The organism is Methanosarcina barkeri MS, from assembly GCF_000970025.1.
In the GTDB taxonomy this organism is placed as follows: domain Archaea; phylum Halobacteriota; class Methanosarcinia; order Methanosarcinales; family Methanosarcinaceae; genus Methanosarcina; species Methanosarcina barkeri.
Window position 1 is genome coordinate 3,885,748 of record NZ_CP009528.1, and the last position, 14,412, is coordinate 3,900,159.

Here is a 14,412-nt window from a genome sequence, read left to right on the forward strand (position 1 = left end):
TTAAGAGTAAGGAATAAAATGGACGAAAAATATCTGACGTACTTAAGGCAAAACCGGAAAAAAATAGGACTTTCTACTGTAATTCTTATATTCCTGGTTGCATTGGGACTATTCATTTTCAATACAATGGAGTCCAACATTTTCCTTAAGTCGTCAAACAATACTGTGTACGTAGCTGGCGATGGAAGTGGAAACTTTACCTGCGATGGAATTGATGATCAGGTAGAGATAAATCAAGCTCTTGAATATGTTGCACAAAATCCACGGTTCTCAACCGTTCATTTGAAAGGTCCAAATACATACGTCATCTCTAACAGTATTCTAATTGGAAATAATACAATATTAGAAGGAGACGATACGGCTGTAGTAAAACTCCAGGATAACGCAAACTGGCCAGTGGGCAAACCCCTGATAACACAGATGGGCAGCGATGGAGCCTATGGAATCACCATAAAAGGATTTGAAATAAATGGGAATCATGACAAGAACGAAGATAAAAAGAGAGGGCAAGGATATTACAACATGATCAAATTCCTTGACGCTACAAACGTAGACGTTCATGATGTGTATATGCACGACGGACATGGAGACGGGTTAAGAGTAGAGAAAGGCTCCAATATCACGTTTTATAATAACAGTGTGTATAAATTGGGACATGATGGTCTTTTTGCCATTGATTGCCTGAATGTAGAAGCCTGGAATAATACAATAACTTGCAGGACAAACAGCGGCCTTAGAGTCTGGAACTCAAATCACGTAAAGTTCCATGATAACGTAATAGATTCCTTCTACCACTGGAGCGCAGGCGGCTCTGGAGTTTTGATTGAGAAAACAACAGGTACCGTCAACGATGTTGAGGTATACAATAATACTATCCATAATACTTATGGCCCTGGAATCTGGCTGATAGGTTATGGAGAGGCTTATCCCAAGGAAGAGGCGCAGAATGTCCACATTTATAAGAATACCTTCTATAACACAGGTACTAATCCAAGTATTGACTGGGTAGGAGGTATAGTGACAAGCGGGTTTTATGATACCCTGATTGAGAGGAATGTATTTGACGGAGTATATCATGCAGCCATTATCCAGATGTATCCTCCTTCTACCGAAGACACAGACAATTCAGTTGATCTTTCACCTCAGGGTACAGGATACAAAACGATTGTCCGTAATAACATAATCATTGATACCCAGAAGCGTAAAAAAGACCCTAATGGAACAGGATACGCAGTGATTAATTATCTGCCTGAAACGCATTCCTTTGTGCTGGAAAACAACTGTCTGTACAATAATACAGGTGGAAATTATAAAAATGCAAGTTCAACAACTGACATATATGTAAATCCTCTCTTTGTAAACCATAATAAGCATGATTATCATCTGAAATCAAACTCCCCTTGTATTGGTGCGGGATACGTGTCATCAAATTCATCAAAAGAGCTAGATGAGAATGAAAACAAGATAAACATAGGAAGGTATAACTAATACATGTAGGACTTACATTTGTAGGACTTGCACTTGTAGGACTTGCACTTGTAGGACTTGCACCTGTAGGACTTGCACTTGTAGGACTTGCACTTGTAGGACTTACTAAAATCAAGAATCATTTTCTGAGAAATCCATTAACGTGAGCTGCTTCGAATGGGAAAGTTTTGACTGCATGGGTTTCATGTAGTCTCCAGACAAATGATATCTTTCCATAAGAGAGCTGAGCATTCCATAAAGTTTAGCCTTATAGGCTATATCAGCTCCTCCTTTTGCATACAATTTGCGGTAAGGACCCGCAAGTTCTGGAAAGTTAAGTTCAAGGAAACCGAAGAAATGCTTTCTGGTTTCGCCCCTGAGGTTAAGAACTCCAGGCAGAGCGTAATCCACACCACATTCGGTTGCAAGAGAGATAATTTGCTCGAGATTCTGATGGTTGTCGGTAAGAAAAGGAAGAATTGGCATCATATGGATTCCAGTAATAGCAGATGTGTTTTTAAAAGCCTGCAGGACTGAAAACCGCTTTTTAGGTGAAGAAGCAAGGGGCTCCAGTAGGGCACTTAATTTTTCATCCACCGTCGTAACCGTAACTGCGATATTTACAGGTGTTAGCTCAGCAAGTTCTGAAATAAGGTCATAGTCTCTGAGGATAAGGTCCGATTTTGTAGATATAGTGACCGGATTTTGGTATTTAATCATCAGCGTCAGAACCTCGCGCATCAACCTGTAATTTGCTTCTACAGGCTGATAACTATCGCAGACCCCGCCTATATTAATTACTTCCTTTTTCCAGCTTCGTGCTGCAAGCTGCTTTTCAAGAGCTTCTGCAACATTCGTTTTTACGTAAATTTTTTGAAAAAAAGCACATTTTTTACCCACTACAGAATAACAGCTCTCTTTCCCGAATCCTGGTTCTGCACAGACAAACTTTTTCTTTTCTTCCAGATAACTATGAGAATACATTGCATAACAGTAATTACAACCGTGTTCACAGCCCCTATAAATATTCAAATCCCAATGAAATGGGAGATTAATCCTGCTGGATTTATTTATCCGATTCAGAGCTTTTTTAACCTTGATTTCTTCGAACATCCCGGAATAAGATAGGGTTGAGAACTATAATAAACTTAAGAAAAAAGAACATAAAAAGAACTTTGTAGCAGGAAACATATTTCCAAAAAGTAGAAAAGGAGAATTATTCTCAGTAGTTATTCTCTAGAATTATTCTCTGTAAACTCCATCTCCTGTAATAAGTTTTCCTTCCGCCTTTACCCAGCCTTCCTGAGGGCCTGAAAGTCGGATAGAAATCCTATCACTGTAACCATTAGATTGCCATCCATAAATCCACCATTCGTTTCGGCCATCCATCTGAACAAAAATCTGAACCTCGGCATCAGGAGACGCATCATAATGTGCATATACCAGGCTCTCATAATCAAAATATTCGGGGTTGATATGTTCAGGTAGAGGAATTTCCGAGCCTTCTTCGGATTCTTGAAGATTATATTTAGGCAGGAGCACTGACTCATTACCAACAGGGAATCTGGTATTAATCATATGGTCAGCCCTTATATTGGTCCCGAAATCAAATGAAGTCAAAACTGGGGTTTCTTCTGAGTATTCATTGGACTCCACTATTTGTTCTTCTTCCTGAACTTCATCTTCCATATTCTCGGTCCCAGGTTCAGGTTCGGGTACAGCTACAGGAAAGGAATGATAAACCGGTTTAATTTCGGCAGCTTCTATTTTGAACATTAGTCCATGCTCAGTATCCTCAAGGCTAAGATTCCAATTTGAAGGCTTATTATAATAATCACCATTCACCATTTCCAGTCCTACATCGGATTCATTCTCAAAAACAGGAACAGGCAAATATAAGGTTACATTTTGCAGAGTGCTGTTGCTTTCTATAATTATATCGTATTCATAATTACTCATAAGACTGTCATTATACATTTTCTCGTTTCTATTTTCCAGATAGATTGAGCCCAGCACAAGCAAAAAAAGAATAAATAATACAACTCCTCCAAAAATTGTTACCTTTCTGTTCATTGTCAGTCATTCTCCCCTAATGATTGAAAATAGATATGTGAGAGTGATAATTAAACCTTACTAAATTTAACAAGAAGAATAATCATGAATTTATCACGCATTTGTCGCACTGTATGAATTAACTACAAAAAGAACCGAAGTAACCGGAATACACAAATTACTGACAACAAATTACTTTTTAAAAATTAGAAGATTAGAATCAAAAAAACACTTAGTTTCTTGTAATTTGATAAGGAACGTTAAATATATATTTTAACATGTGGGAGGAAGACCTAAAGAATCTTGATACGTTAAGCTTGTTTTCACCACCTCCGCTACTGAAAGGGTACATGTACGGACCACAGGAAGCCCATAAGGCACGGAACTCAAACAGGCTTTTAGCCATACGCCTTGAAACAAACAAATCCTGCAATCTCCGCTGTCGCTACTGCTATGCACAGAGTGGTGAGGACTCGGCAAAAATAGCCGATTTTAATAATCTCAAGCGTATTATTTAGGAGGCAAAAGAACTCGGGATCAGGTCTGTGGTTGTAATTGGGGGAGGAGAGCCGACCCTATACCCGAGTTTCAGGGATTTAATAGCTTATATTGATTCCCTGGGAATAATCCCGGTGATTTTTTCGAATACGGTTTTGATGACAGAAGAGCTTGCAGGGTTCCTGTACAAACACAACGCCTCAGTAATGGGAAAGTTAGATTCCCTTAAGCCTGAAGTTCAGGACTACCTCGCAGGAAGAGCAGGAGCCTCCGAAGATATTAGGAATGGGCTTCGGAATCTTCTCAAAGTAGGCTTTTCAAAACCTGCGGAATCTGGAGAACTCCGTATGGGAGTTTCTTTCGTCAGTAACAAAATGAATCTGGAAGAAATTGAGGAGATCTGGCATTTCTGCAGGCAAAACAATATTTTTCCCAATATGGAAATTCTAACACCTACAGGCAGGGCAAATGACGAACTTGAGGATAAGCTACTCACGGCTGACGAGATAAAGGAATATAAATTAAAACTGCTGGAAATCGACCGGAAATATTATGGTTATGACTGGCTGCCTTACACACCGATTACTGCTAGTGGCTGCCTTCAGCACCTTTACAGCCTGTATATCAATATAGAAGGAAATATCCGGCCCTGTGCGCCTACAAAGCTGGACGAACATCCTGCGCTTAGAGTTGACGGGGAATATCCCTACAATGTAAATAAAATGAGCCTTCGGGAAATTTATGATTCTAATCTTTTCAAATATGTCCGAAACATCGATAAAATGCTCGAGGGAAGGTGCAGGAACTGTGAACATAATGAAGAGTGCATAGGCTGCCGGGGGTATGCTTACAGCGTAGGAGTAAAACATGGCATCGACCCTCTTAAAGCCCTCAGGATGGAATGCCAGCAGTGTTTCAAGTAAATGGCAGATTGGTAATTGAATAGAAAAAGAATGGCAATTGAATGGTAAAAAAATGGTAAAAGCAAAACTCAGGCAATAAATAAATTAAAAGAAATAAATAAAGATATGTACTGTTGAATAATTTGAGGAGAAGGTGAGAAATTGAACAGTACAGAAAGAGTGGAGTTTGGACAGGTTTTGGGAAATAAGGAAAAGATAGTCATTACCAGCAAGGAGGACATAGAAGGCAGACTTTGTCAATGCCTGAAAAACCATGAACTGCCTGATTACTTTCTATATATGGGCACTGGAGGAGCAAAAAACTGGCTGAAACTTGATGGGGCTAAGACGTTTCCTGTAGCCAGGCAACTCAAAATCCTTATGGAAAAAAATCTGGACTCAATCGTAAGATTTATTCCGACAGGCATGAGTCTCGTAAGCGTGGGTGTGGGAAACGGAGAGAAGGAAAGAATTTTTCTTGAAGCACTAGTAAGAAAGAATCTAGCTGAAAACCCTTCCTCAGAAAAAGTGTCGATACGCTATTACCCCATCGATATAAACAGTGAATTTGTAGATATCGCTCTTGAAAAGGTCGATAACCTGCCTGTTGAAAAGAAGGGAATAGTTGGTTTCATAGAGGATATGGCCACTCTTAAAGAAAACTGGCGTCTCCCGATTCTTTTCTGCATTTTAGGAAATACCTTTTGCAATTACGAGCCAGAGTTCATTCTTCAGCTTGTCCATGAAAACCTTGAGCGGGGGGACCTTTTTTTCTTCGATGCCAACCTGCTACCTACTGAAGGCACAGAGGCACAATCTGTAAGGAAGTCCGTACTGGGCACATATGCCTCAAGAGAGAATGCCCTCTTCAATATGTATCCACTGCTTCAGTACGGAATGGCTCCTGAAGATTTCGATTTTGAACTCTTGCTTGCGCATGTAAATTCAAGGATAGGGGGAGTATACAGGACAAGGAAGAGTCTGTATATCCTGAAGGATACCGAACTCAAAATCGGGACAGAAACCATAGGCTTAAGGGAAGGAGACATCATCCGTATGGGTTTTACATATAAATATACATATGACCAGATTACGGCTCTTCTGGAAATTTGCGGATTTGAGATCCTCAAGGCTTTCCTGAGTGAAAACCGGACAAATGTCATAATCCTTGCAAAAAACCGTATATGAAGATGACACGAATCAAAAGGTAGGTTCAGGGTATGGGTTGCAGGATAAATGGACTTGGTAAAGGCGAAAAAGCAAGATCAGGCATCGATTACGGGTGTGAAGAATTTGGAAGGCTGAAAAGCGTATTGATGCATACACCTGGAGAAGAACTTTCTCTACTCAATGAATCGAATTATAAACACTGGCTATATGATAAGGTTCCTGAAATTTCAGGGTATATTAAAGAGCATAGAGACTATCAGGAGTTGCTGGAATCAAACGGGGTCAGAGTCTATGAACTTGAAGAGTATGTGGACGAAAACACAGGTCTAATGAAGAAGATGCCAAATCTAACTTTTTTACATGATACCGCAGTTATCTCCGAAAAAGGGGCTATTCTCTCAAGAATGCGTCCGCCTGCCAGGGAAAAGGAAGAGGTTGTCGTAAAGGAAGCTCTGAATAATCTGGGAATTCCTATTCTCAGCGAATTCAATGGAGGAAAAGGGTTTTTCGAAGGCTGCCTCCTACTCTCAAAAGAAACAGTCTTTGTAGCTGATACGGAAAGACACACTTACCCATTTATAAGAGAATTTGTTTCAAACATTCTCAAAGAGTTCAGTGAAGTTATTTACGTCCGTGTTCCAAAAGCCAGGAGGTACATGCACCCTGATACTGTCTTCAACAGGATAAGGGAAAACCTTGCCCTTGCTTATCTACCTGCATTTGAGGAAAGCTGCCTGTTTACGGAAGATTCTAGAGAAAAAATTGATTTTAAAGCTTTCATGCGCGAGAAAGGAATGGAAATCATTTCTGTTTCGGACTCCGAGCAAAGTCGTCTGGCCTGTTCATTTGTTCCTCTAGAGAGTGGAACTATTTTTCACTACGATACCTCATTTGATCAGAAAACCAGGAAAGACCTTGAAAATGAAGGTATTGAGATTATTTCTTTTCACCCGGATGCACTGCTTGCAGGAGGAGGGAGCCTGCGCTGCCATACTCTGAGGCTTTGCAGAAAGAAAATTAAGAATTAATTAAAACCCAAAAAGAGCTGGATAAAGGATCAGAGAATAAGCCAAAAAAAGGCAGAAAAGGTAAGAAAGAACCAGAATGAAAAAAAAAGCCCATCTCAGTATATAAAGTCAAGAATAATTGACACTGCGTAGATTATCAGAACCCCGTGATAAAAAGGCAGTATCTTCATTCCGGCATCCAGATTTTTTTCTTTCCACAGGTAAATGTTTGCCCCTGCAAGGAGCACAAAACCTGCAAGAAAACCATAAAGGGCTATCTCTCCAAGCTCCCGGAGAAAGAAAATAGCTGCAAGGAAATGCAGGACCGTAAAACCTGTAATCCAGTACATTGTCCCTTTTTCACCGTAGAGTACGGCTATTGACTTCATGCCTCTTGCGTGATCGTTTTTCAGGTCTATAAAGTCATTCAATCCCAGATGAGCCATTGTCCAGGGATAGAAAAAAAACATGTAGAGCAACATGGTCATATCTGGATGCCCGTAGCAGAGATAGCCTGCCGCCGGAAAAAGCGTAAAATCCGTCCTGCCCAAAAGCTGTGCAATTGGATAGTTCTGAGTTCTCTTTTTTACCTGGTAAAAAGCCTCAATGCTATAAGAGTACAGCATAACTGCAAACACGTATAAAGAGTTTGGATAAGGAAGTGTAAAAATCAAGGCTGAAATGACTACTACAAGCAGGATAAACAACGAGAAGGCACTTCTTGAAGAAATTTTTCCTGATGGGATGGGTCTTTCTTTAAAAGGCCTCCAGTACCTTGTAAGCGTGTTCTCTACATCAAGTCTATCTCTGTTCCTGTCCACATAATCATTAAGTATAAAACCGGCTTCAAACCCGAGCAGGCCTATTAGAGCCACCTTAATAGTCAACGCCCAAGAAAAGCCACCATAATTTTCAAAAGCAAGCACAAGCCCAGAGCAGGAAACCAGAGGCCAGGCAGGAAGAAAATGAGCACGTATAAGATCAAGATAAGCTTTCAGGGTTTCTGTCATTTTTTAGCCTCAATAAAGATAGAGGTAATTAAGAGAACTATTACATAAAAACTATGAAAATAGGGTAATGCTGCTGTTAAGAAACTGCTGTTAAGAAGTTATTATTTTTGAAAATGCTTTATTTACGAATATCGTTACTTTTTTTTTTCAGACTGAAGCTTTTTAGAGTTTTACGTGTTCGATCCAAGAAAAGATATAGCATATTAGAGTATCAATCAGTTAAAAGTGTTTCTAGAGACTTCCCCGATGTTACAGGTTTCGAGGACTTACTGTGAATCTCCCATAATCAGGATAAAACAAGAAACGAAAGAATCTTCAGATTAACTTCAGTGAACTTGAAGCTATATTTATAAGATAAGATTGTTAAATATATGTTAATGTAGTCTCTGATAGCAGCAGTAAAAAAATTGCAGATTACGGTATTATTGAAGATTACGGTATTATTGAAGATTACGGTATTGAGAAAAATTTCTGGGAAATTTTCGATGTGAAGAGATATAAAATCACAGTCGATTTATATCAAACCGTTTTTAAAAAACTAAAATTGTAGCCTATTAGAAAGGCTACTTGGATAATTCCTTTTTACACTACTAAATTAGACGATTTATGTATTGTTTTCATCCGCAGAGTCGTTGTCTTCAACTGTAACATTGTCAACTGCAGAGTCATTGTCTTCAACTGTCATATTGTCAGCTGCAGAGTCATTGTCTTCAACTGTCATATTGTCAGCTGCAGAGTCGTTGTCTTCAACTGTCATATTGTCAGCTGCAGAGTCGTTGTCTTCAACTGTCATATTGTCAGCTGGAATGTCTGCAGCTACATCTTCGGTTTGAGTTCCATTTTCGTCTGCTACTGGAGCCTGGTCAGTCACTTCTTCTTGAGATCCATTTTCTGCTGTTGTGTCAGCATTCTTGTCAGAACAGCCGGCTGCAAAGACAACAGCACTAATGACAAGGAGCATTGCCATAATCTTTAACATTTTTTTCATTAATAATACCTCTAAAGTTCTCTTCCTTTTTTACACCCAGCTCATATAAAATTATGAGATTTTCATATGAGATATTTATGCATGACCAGTCAATAACATTAAAACTTTTCGATTTGATAAAAGAATAATGCCGCAAAATGGTTTATTTGGTTAGAATATATACACCATCTTGAATATTCTTAGTACTATTTAAATTATAAAACTCCTGAAAACATATTAATTTTCAAACTATATTAAATAAATTTAATAAGGAGAATAAATGTATAAACTGTTAGAAAAAAATAACCATTCAGCGGGAAAAAAGTATTTAAATTGGATGTAGTATTCCTCTGAAAGGAAGCGCAAACCTGTTAACAACAGGTTTGGACAAGATCTGAAAGCAGTCTGAGGATAAAATCTGAAAAATTACAAAACTCTTAAACGTTGCGGTACGGCTCAAAAAGAATTCAAAAATTCCCTGTTCATAGGTTATGCCAGCCCTGTGAAAAGTGAAGCTGAGGCAAAAACCTTCATAAAAGGTATAAAGGAATTGCACCGCGATGCAAACCATAATGTTTCGGCTTATTTTATAAAAGAAAAAAACTCTTTTGCTATTAAATATGATGACGACGGAGAGCCTGCGGGCAGCTCAGGAAAGCCTGTTTTTAAAATACTCGAATCAAAAGAAATTATGAACGCGACTGTGGTCGTGACCCGGTATTTTGGAGGAATAAAACTGGGTTTTGGAGGACTCTCAAGAGCATACCGGGATACGGCACTCTCTGCTATTGAAGAAGCAGAAATTATTGAAGTTTTCGAGCAGGTCAGATTAGGAATACGTCTGGGATATGCAGAAAGTCAGAAAGTAAGAAACCTGATAGAGAAATATGCAGTAATCCAAGAAGAAACGTATTCGGATACAGTGGAATTCATCATCCTTGTAAGAAAGGATCTTGAAGATGAATTTATTAGAAAAATAATAGATCAGACAAAAAATAAGTTAATGTTTGAAAGGTTTTAACTTCATCAATCAAGTTTGCACTCAAACCAGATACTGAAGAAATAAAAGAAACTAAGATAAAAAAGGAAAAAGTTGAAACCACAGAGAAGTCAGCCCTTAATATAAAACCACAGAGAATTAAGCTTTTAATATTTTTCTGCGACTCGACCCTTCTTGCGGCATTATCTTGGTGTAACTATAACGCTGAGAATAATTTACACCTTCACAATTCAAGATCTCTTATGTGGCGCTCGTACTGTTCTTCCCAGGCCGGAGCAGTTATGCAGACCTGCTTGAGATTTCCACGGAACCAGAACCTTTTTCCCGCAGGCACGACAACTACATCTCCGGCTTGGGCCTCAAATTCTCTGTCCTCAACGATCCAGACCCCGCTGCCTTCAAGGATATAATATATAAAATCGCTTTTTTCATGCAGGAACTCTTCTGTGTGCCCTTTTTGCGTTTCCTGATAGAGTACACCGGCATTTTCGGATTCGGCTTTAGTGGTGTAGATTCTCATTTTCACTCCTTTTTTCTCAATTACTGCCGCATCCTCAGGCTTGAAAACCACATGCTTGGATTCAGTAGAGCCAGCAGAGCATAACTCTGGATGAGAGCTTTCTTTAAGAGAACTAACAAGGAGAAGATTTTTCTCAAATCCGCCCTTTTCGTGTTTTTTTCGCTGCCTTATTGTTTCAAGTTCTGCTTTTGAAGACCCTCTCAGTTCTGCTATTCTATAAATTACCTCAAGCAGGTCTGCAAGCTCTTCAAGCTCTTTGCTTTCGAGATACTCCTGTAGTTCCTCCTCGAGCTTATTTTCAAGCTCAGGAAGAAAACTGGAGTCTGAAAGCTCACGGATCATACATTCCCTGCCTGAAAGTTTGAGAATTTCAGGTATAAGATCCCGAACTGCTTTTGAATTATTTTTTGTCATAATTTTGCCCGGTCACAGGAATTTGTGTTTAAGTTTAGCCGATTAGTGATTAAGCTCTAAAATAAAACAAAGAAGGTTTACTGTAAGAAGTAATCATCTCTTGCTCTGACAAGTGCCTTTATATTCTCAAGTGGAGTATGTGGAGCAAGTCCACAACCTGGAGCAAGGATATCAATTCCATCTTCAAGGCAGGCAGTAGCTTCAATGAGAACTGCTTCAGGCCCTTTTGCGAGCAGAGTATCGGATGGAGAAATATTTCCTATAAGCCGTACCCGATCGCCTATAGCCGCTTTTGCAGAACTTACATTTACTTTTTCTTCAACGCTTACCCCGTCAAAACCTGTATCTCCGAGAGAATTAAGAACGGCTGTGGCGTCGCCACACATGTGAAGGACTTTCAAGCCTTTTACTTTCCTGCAAAATTTCCTGTAAAGGGGAAAGACCGATTCTTCGAACATCTGAGGGGAAATAATATCAGGCCCGGCTTCGGAATCTATAAGGGTTATGGCATTTGCGCCTCTTTCAAGCAGGCCATTGGCATATTCTATGCAGGCATCGTTAAGAACTCCCATTAGTTCCTCAACAACTTCAGTATCCTTCACAAACCATGTAATATAATTTTTTATTCCGGCAAGCATGAAGGCAAGTCCAGCAGGGCCAACAACCCCTGCAACAACAGGCACCGTCTCTCCTACTTTTTCATTCAGAATTTCAACTGCTTCCAGGACTACTGAGGTCCGCCTGCTCTCAAGAAGAGAATCCGGAACCATTATATTCTTCACATCTTTCTTGTTTTTGCAGGGGAAATCCGTTATATAAGGCTGCATATCTATACTTCCTTCGTCTACTGCGCAGCCAAGGGTCTCTGCAAGTACGGTAATGTCGAAAGGACAGCGTACATTCTCAAATCCTGCAATCTCATACCCGGCAAGTGCAAGTGCAGCCATCTTATCGGCATTGAAATTTGCCTGGGGCCAGTATGCTCCAGTCGTTTCCATTAGTTCTACAGTGCCTGTCTGAGTTACGGAACAGACAGGGATAATGTCTACAGCCTCTCCTTTGAGTGCCTTTTCAAATCTATCTCTCAGGGTAAATTGACTCATTTTTATCACCAGAATGTAATTATCGGCTAAAGAATATGCTTTTGAGAGAATATATTCAGAGAAACAATGTATTGAAACAAAGATATAAAAATATATGAATGAAAAAACTCACAGAGATTAAATACTCACAGAAATTAAATACTCACAGAGATTAAATACTCACAGAGATTAAATAAAATAAGTTAGTAAGCTAAAAATATATATGGAGTAATAATCGGTTCCAGTGAAAAAAACAGAAGAAATAATGGGCATAATGGTGAGAACAGTATTAGAAATATATTGATGTTAAATATGATGTAAAAAGTTAGGATGATATACAAAATAATGGGAAAATTTGAGTGATGTACAAGATAATGGGAAAATTTGGATGATGTTGAGATGATGCAAAAAATATGGGTTTCAGCTGAATTGAGATACTTAAAAATCCCGCATTTTATTGATAAGTTTTTACTCTCCAGTTACTAGAGGGCACTATAATTTCAAATCTTGCACCTGTTCCTTCAGTTCCGGTTTCTTTAATCTCCATGCCTGTAATGGATAGAATACCTTTAACAAGGAAAAGCCCAAGTCCTGTATTTTTCCCTATGGATTTTTGAAAAATCAGCTCTTTCATTTCAGAAGAAACTCCTATACCATCATCTTTTACCTCAATTACAAGATTGTCATCAACCCTGCGTGAACTAACACTAATTTCAGTTACGTGCTCTCCATGTGACCCTGCGTTGTCAAAGAGATTGTAAAAAGCTTTTTTCAGCAGTGGATCAGCATAGATTTCCACTCTGCTTTCCTCAATAGAAAACTTCAAGCTCTGACCAGAGAAGGGAAAAGCTGCTTCTCTTGCTGTATTACTTACGGATTGCCAGATCGGAGAAACTACTCCGAGTTCCTGGTAGTCTTTGGTGAAAACAATCTGGCTGTGGATTGTTTCAATACCTTTATTGAGATTTTTCAGATACTTCACTATTCGGGGATCATTCTTGACATTTTCAGGAAGAGTTTCAGAAATTAGTTCGGTGTACCCGGAAAGTACATTCACCTGGTTAAGAATATCATGTCTGGTAATGTTGCTCATGAGGTTTATCTTCTTATTAGCCTGTTTCAGATCCTCTTGATACCTATATGTTTCAGTAGTGTCATGCATCATTAGTAGCCTGCCTTCTTCATCATCTTTTGTTAGAAGGGTGCTGACACTAAGAGTAAAAAGTTTTGTTTCAAGCCCGTTCTTCAAGAAAATTTCTTTGTTGAAATTGCCCTCATGAGCTTCACTCTGAAGCATTTGTACTTCATTCCCAAAAAGCTCATTTAATTTTCTCCCGAGAACCTCCTTTTTTGTTTTTTCTGCCAGTTCAAGAGCAGCCTTATTGATATCTACTATGGTATCTGAAAGGTCTACTACGATATATCCATCATTCATGGATTCGATTACGTTTTCTCTAGCAATCGGAATAATGTTAAGGAACTCATGCTGCATGATACCCCAGAAGAGAATCAAACCTGTAATTGTAAATGCAAAAGGAGTCGGGTCAAGGAATGCAAAAGGACCTACATCCGCTATATGAAGAATATTCCCCAGAACTGGAATACAGGCTGCCGTTAGAGCAATTGCTGCCTGAGCCCTGTAGGGTGCAGTTAGATGGACAAACTGATTGAAGAAGAAGAAAATTCCAAGAAAAATTAGAATAAAAGAATAGATATAAAATATCCAGAAAAAAGGCCCGTGTATGAGCACAAGAAGAGGAAATCCCCTTGAGACGTCCAGGTAATAACCTGAAAAATACATTCCGTGAGAGCTATTTGTAAGCATCAGAAGGATTATGAGAAAAGGCATTATGAAAAATTCTTTCTGATATTTCCTTATGAATTCCTTACGTACCCCTGAGTATTCCGATGCAAATAAAAACCATGCTACTGGAGCAAATGCCATCCCAATATACTCGAGACGGGCAAAGAGATATTTGAGCTTGATATCCATGAATCCGACCTCAAAGGCATAATTAACGGACCATAGAGACATGCTTAGCATAATAAGTATGAAATATTTTGAGAAATCCATCCTGCGGTACTTGAAGGCTTTGTTAGCTTTGATCGCAAGCAAAGTCGACATAACTCCTGAAAAAATGAATGCTCCCATGTAGGGGAACGCAGCGGCGGGAATTAGCAGGCTGATAGGCTTACCTTCTTATGAATTACTGTCAGGCAGATAGGGATAGTTAAGCGAAAGAAGTTAAAAAACATAAAATGTTCTAATAATTACACAAGGCCCAAATATATAAATTTATGTATTAAGTGAGGAAGCCCACAA

The 14,412-nt window shown here is 39.1% G+C and carries 13 protein-coding genes; 6 read left to right on the plus strand and 7 right to left on the minus strand.

Going from position 1 to position 14,412, the window contains the following annotated elements:
* The first annotated feature begins 18 nt into the window (after positions 1-18).
* A complete protein-coding gene (locus tag MSBRM_RS15760; protein ID WP_048121771.1) occupies positions 19-1,488 on the plus strand; it encodes a right-handed parallel beta-helix repeat-containing protein in 1,470 nt (489 codons plus the stop codon).
* A 111-nt stretch (positions 1,489-1,599) separates the two neighbouring features.
* Here the strand turns inward: MSBRM_RS15760 and MSBRM_RS15765 are convergent, their stop codons facing one another.
* Positions 1,600-2,580 (minus strand): SPL family radical SAM protein, encoded by a 981-nt coding sequence (locus MSBRM_RS15765; RefSeq protein ID WP_048156253.1) that lies wholly within the window; start codon positions 2,578-2,580, stop codon positions 1,600-1,602.
* Positions 2,581-2,709: 129 nt separating this feature from the next.
* Positions 2,710-3,540, minus strand: a complete 831-nt coding sequence (locus MSBRM_RS15770) for a hypothetical protein (RefSeq protein WP_048121775.1) — start codon at positions 3,538-3,540, stop codon at positions 2,710-2,712.
* Between the two features lie 329 nt (positions 3,541-3,869).
* Between MSBRM_RS15770 and MSBRM_RS15775 the strand changes: the two genes are divergently transcribed.
* The 4 genes from MSBRM_RS15775 (at position 3,870) to MSBRM_RS15790 (ending at position 7,117) form a co-directional block, all read left to right on the plus strand.
* On the plus strand, positions 3,870-4,037 hold the full coding sequence (locus MSBRM_RS15775) for a hypothetical protein (RefSeq protein WP_155396534.1): 168 nt from the start codon (positions 3,870-3,872) through the stop codon (positions 4,035-4,037).
* A gap of 18 nt (positions 4,038-4,055) precedes the next feature.
* The gene (locus MSBRM_RS15780; RefSeq protein ID WP_329957125.1) at positions 4,056-4,940 is read left to right on the plus strand and encodes a radical SAM protein; all 885 of its coding nucleotides are present in this window, start codon (positions 4,056-4,058) and stop codon (positions 4,938-4,940) included.
* A gap of 141 nt (positions 4,941-5,081) precedes the next feature.
* A complete protein-coding gene (locus MSBRM_RS15785; protein WP_048121780.1) occupies positions 5,082-6,107 on the plus strand; it encodes an L-histidine N(alpha)-methyltransferase in 1,026 nt (341 codons plus the stop codon).
* Positions 6,108-6,139: 32 nt separating this feature from the next.
* Entirely contained in the window at positions 6,140-7,117 is a 978-nt protein-coding gene (locus MSBRM_RS15790; protein WP_048121782.1) for a dimethylarginine dimethylaminohydrolase family protein, read from the plus strand.
* A 95-nt stretch (positions 7,118-7,212) separates the two neighbouring features.
* On the opposite strand, the gene MSBRM_RS15795 is transcribed toward MSBRM_RS15790, so the two are convergent.
* Positions 7,213-8,106 (minus strand): prenyltransferase, encoded by an 894-nt coding sequence (locus MSBRM_RS15795; protein ID WP_048121784.1) that lies wholly within the window; start codon positions 8,104-8,106, stop codon positions 7,213-7,215.
* A 604-nt stretch (positions 8,107-8,710) separates the two neighbouring features.
* Positions 8,711-9,094 (minus strand): hypothetical protein, encoded by a 384-nt coding sequence (locus MSBRM_RS15800; protein ID WP_048121786.1) that lies wholly within the window; start codon positions 9,092-9,094, stop codon positions 8,711-8,713.
* Between the two features lie 457 nt (positions 9,095-9,551).
* On the opposite strand from MSBRM_RS15800, the gene MSBRM_RS15805 reads away from it, so the two are divergent.
* Positions 9,552-10,094 carry an IMPACT family protein gene (locus MSBRM_RS15805; protein ID WP_268989062.1) on the plus strand — a complete coding sequence of 181 codons (543 nt, stop codon included), beginning with the start codon at positions 9,552-9,554 and terminating at the stop codon, positions 10,092-10,094.
* 202 nt (positions 10,095-10,296) lie between these two features.
* On the opposite strand, the gene MSBRM_RS15810 is transcribed toward MSBRM_RS15805, so the two are convergent.
* From MSBRM_RS15810 to MSBRM_RS15820, 3 genes are all read right to left on the minus strand, one after another.
* On the minus strand, positions 10,297-11,007 hold the full coding sequence (locus MSBRM_RS15810) for a cupin domain-containing protein (RefSeq protein ID WP_048121789.1): 711 nt from the start codon (positions 11,005-11,007) through the stop codon (positions 10,297-10,299).
* Between the two features lie 77 nt (positions 11,008-11,084).
* Positions 11,085-12,110: a methylcobamide:CoM methyltransferase MtaA gene (mtaA, locus tag MSBRM_RS15815; RefSeq protein ID WP_048121791.1), complete on the minus strand. Its 1,026-nt coding sequence runs from the start codon at positions 12,108-12,110 to the stop codon at positions 11,085-11,087.
* A 433-nt stretch (positions 12,111-12,543) separates the two neighbouring features.
* Positions 12,544-14,241 (minus strand): histidine kinase N-terminal 7TM domain-containing protein, encoded by a 1,698-nt coding sequence (locus tag MSBRM_RS15820; protein WP_048156256.1) that lies wholly within the window; start codon positions 14,239-14,241, stop codon positions 12,544-12,546.
* Between the last annotated feature and the right edge of the window lie 171 nt (positions 14,242-14,412).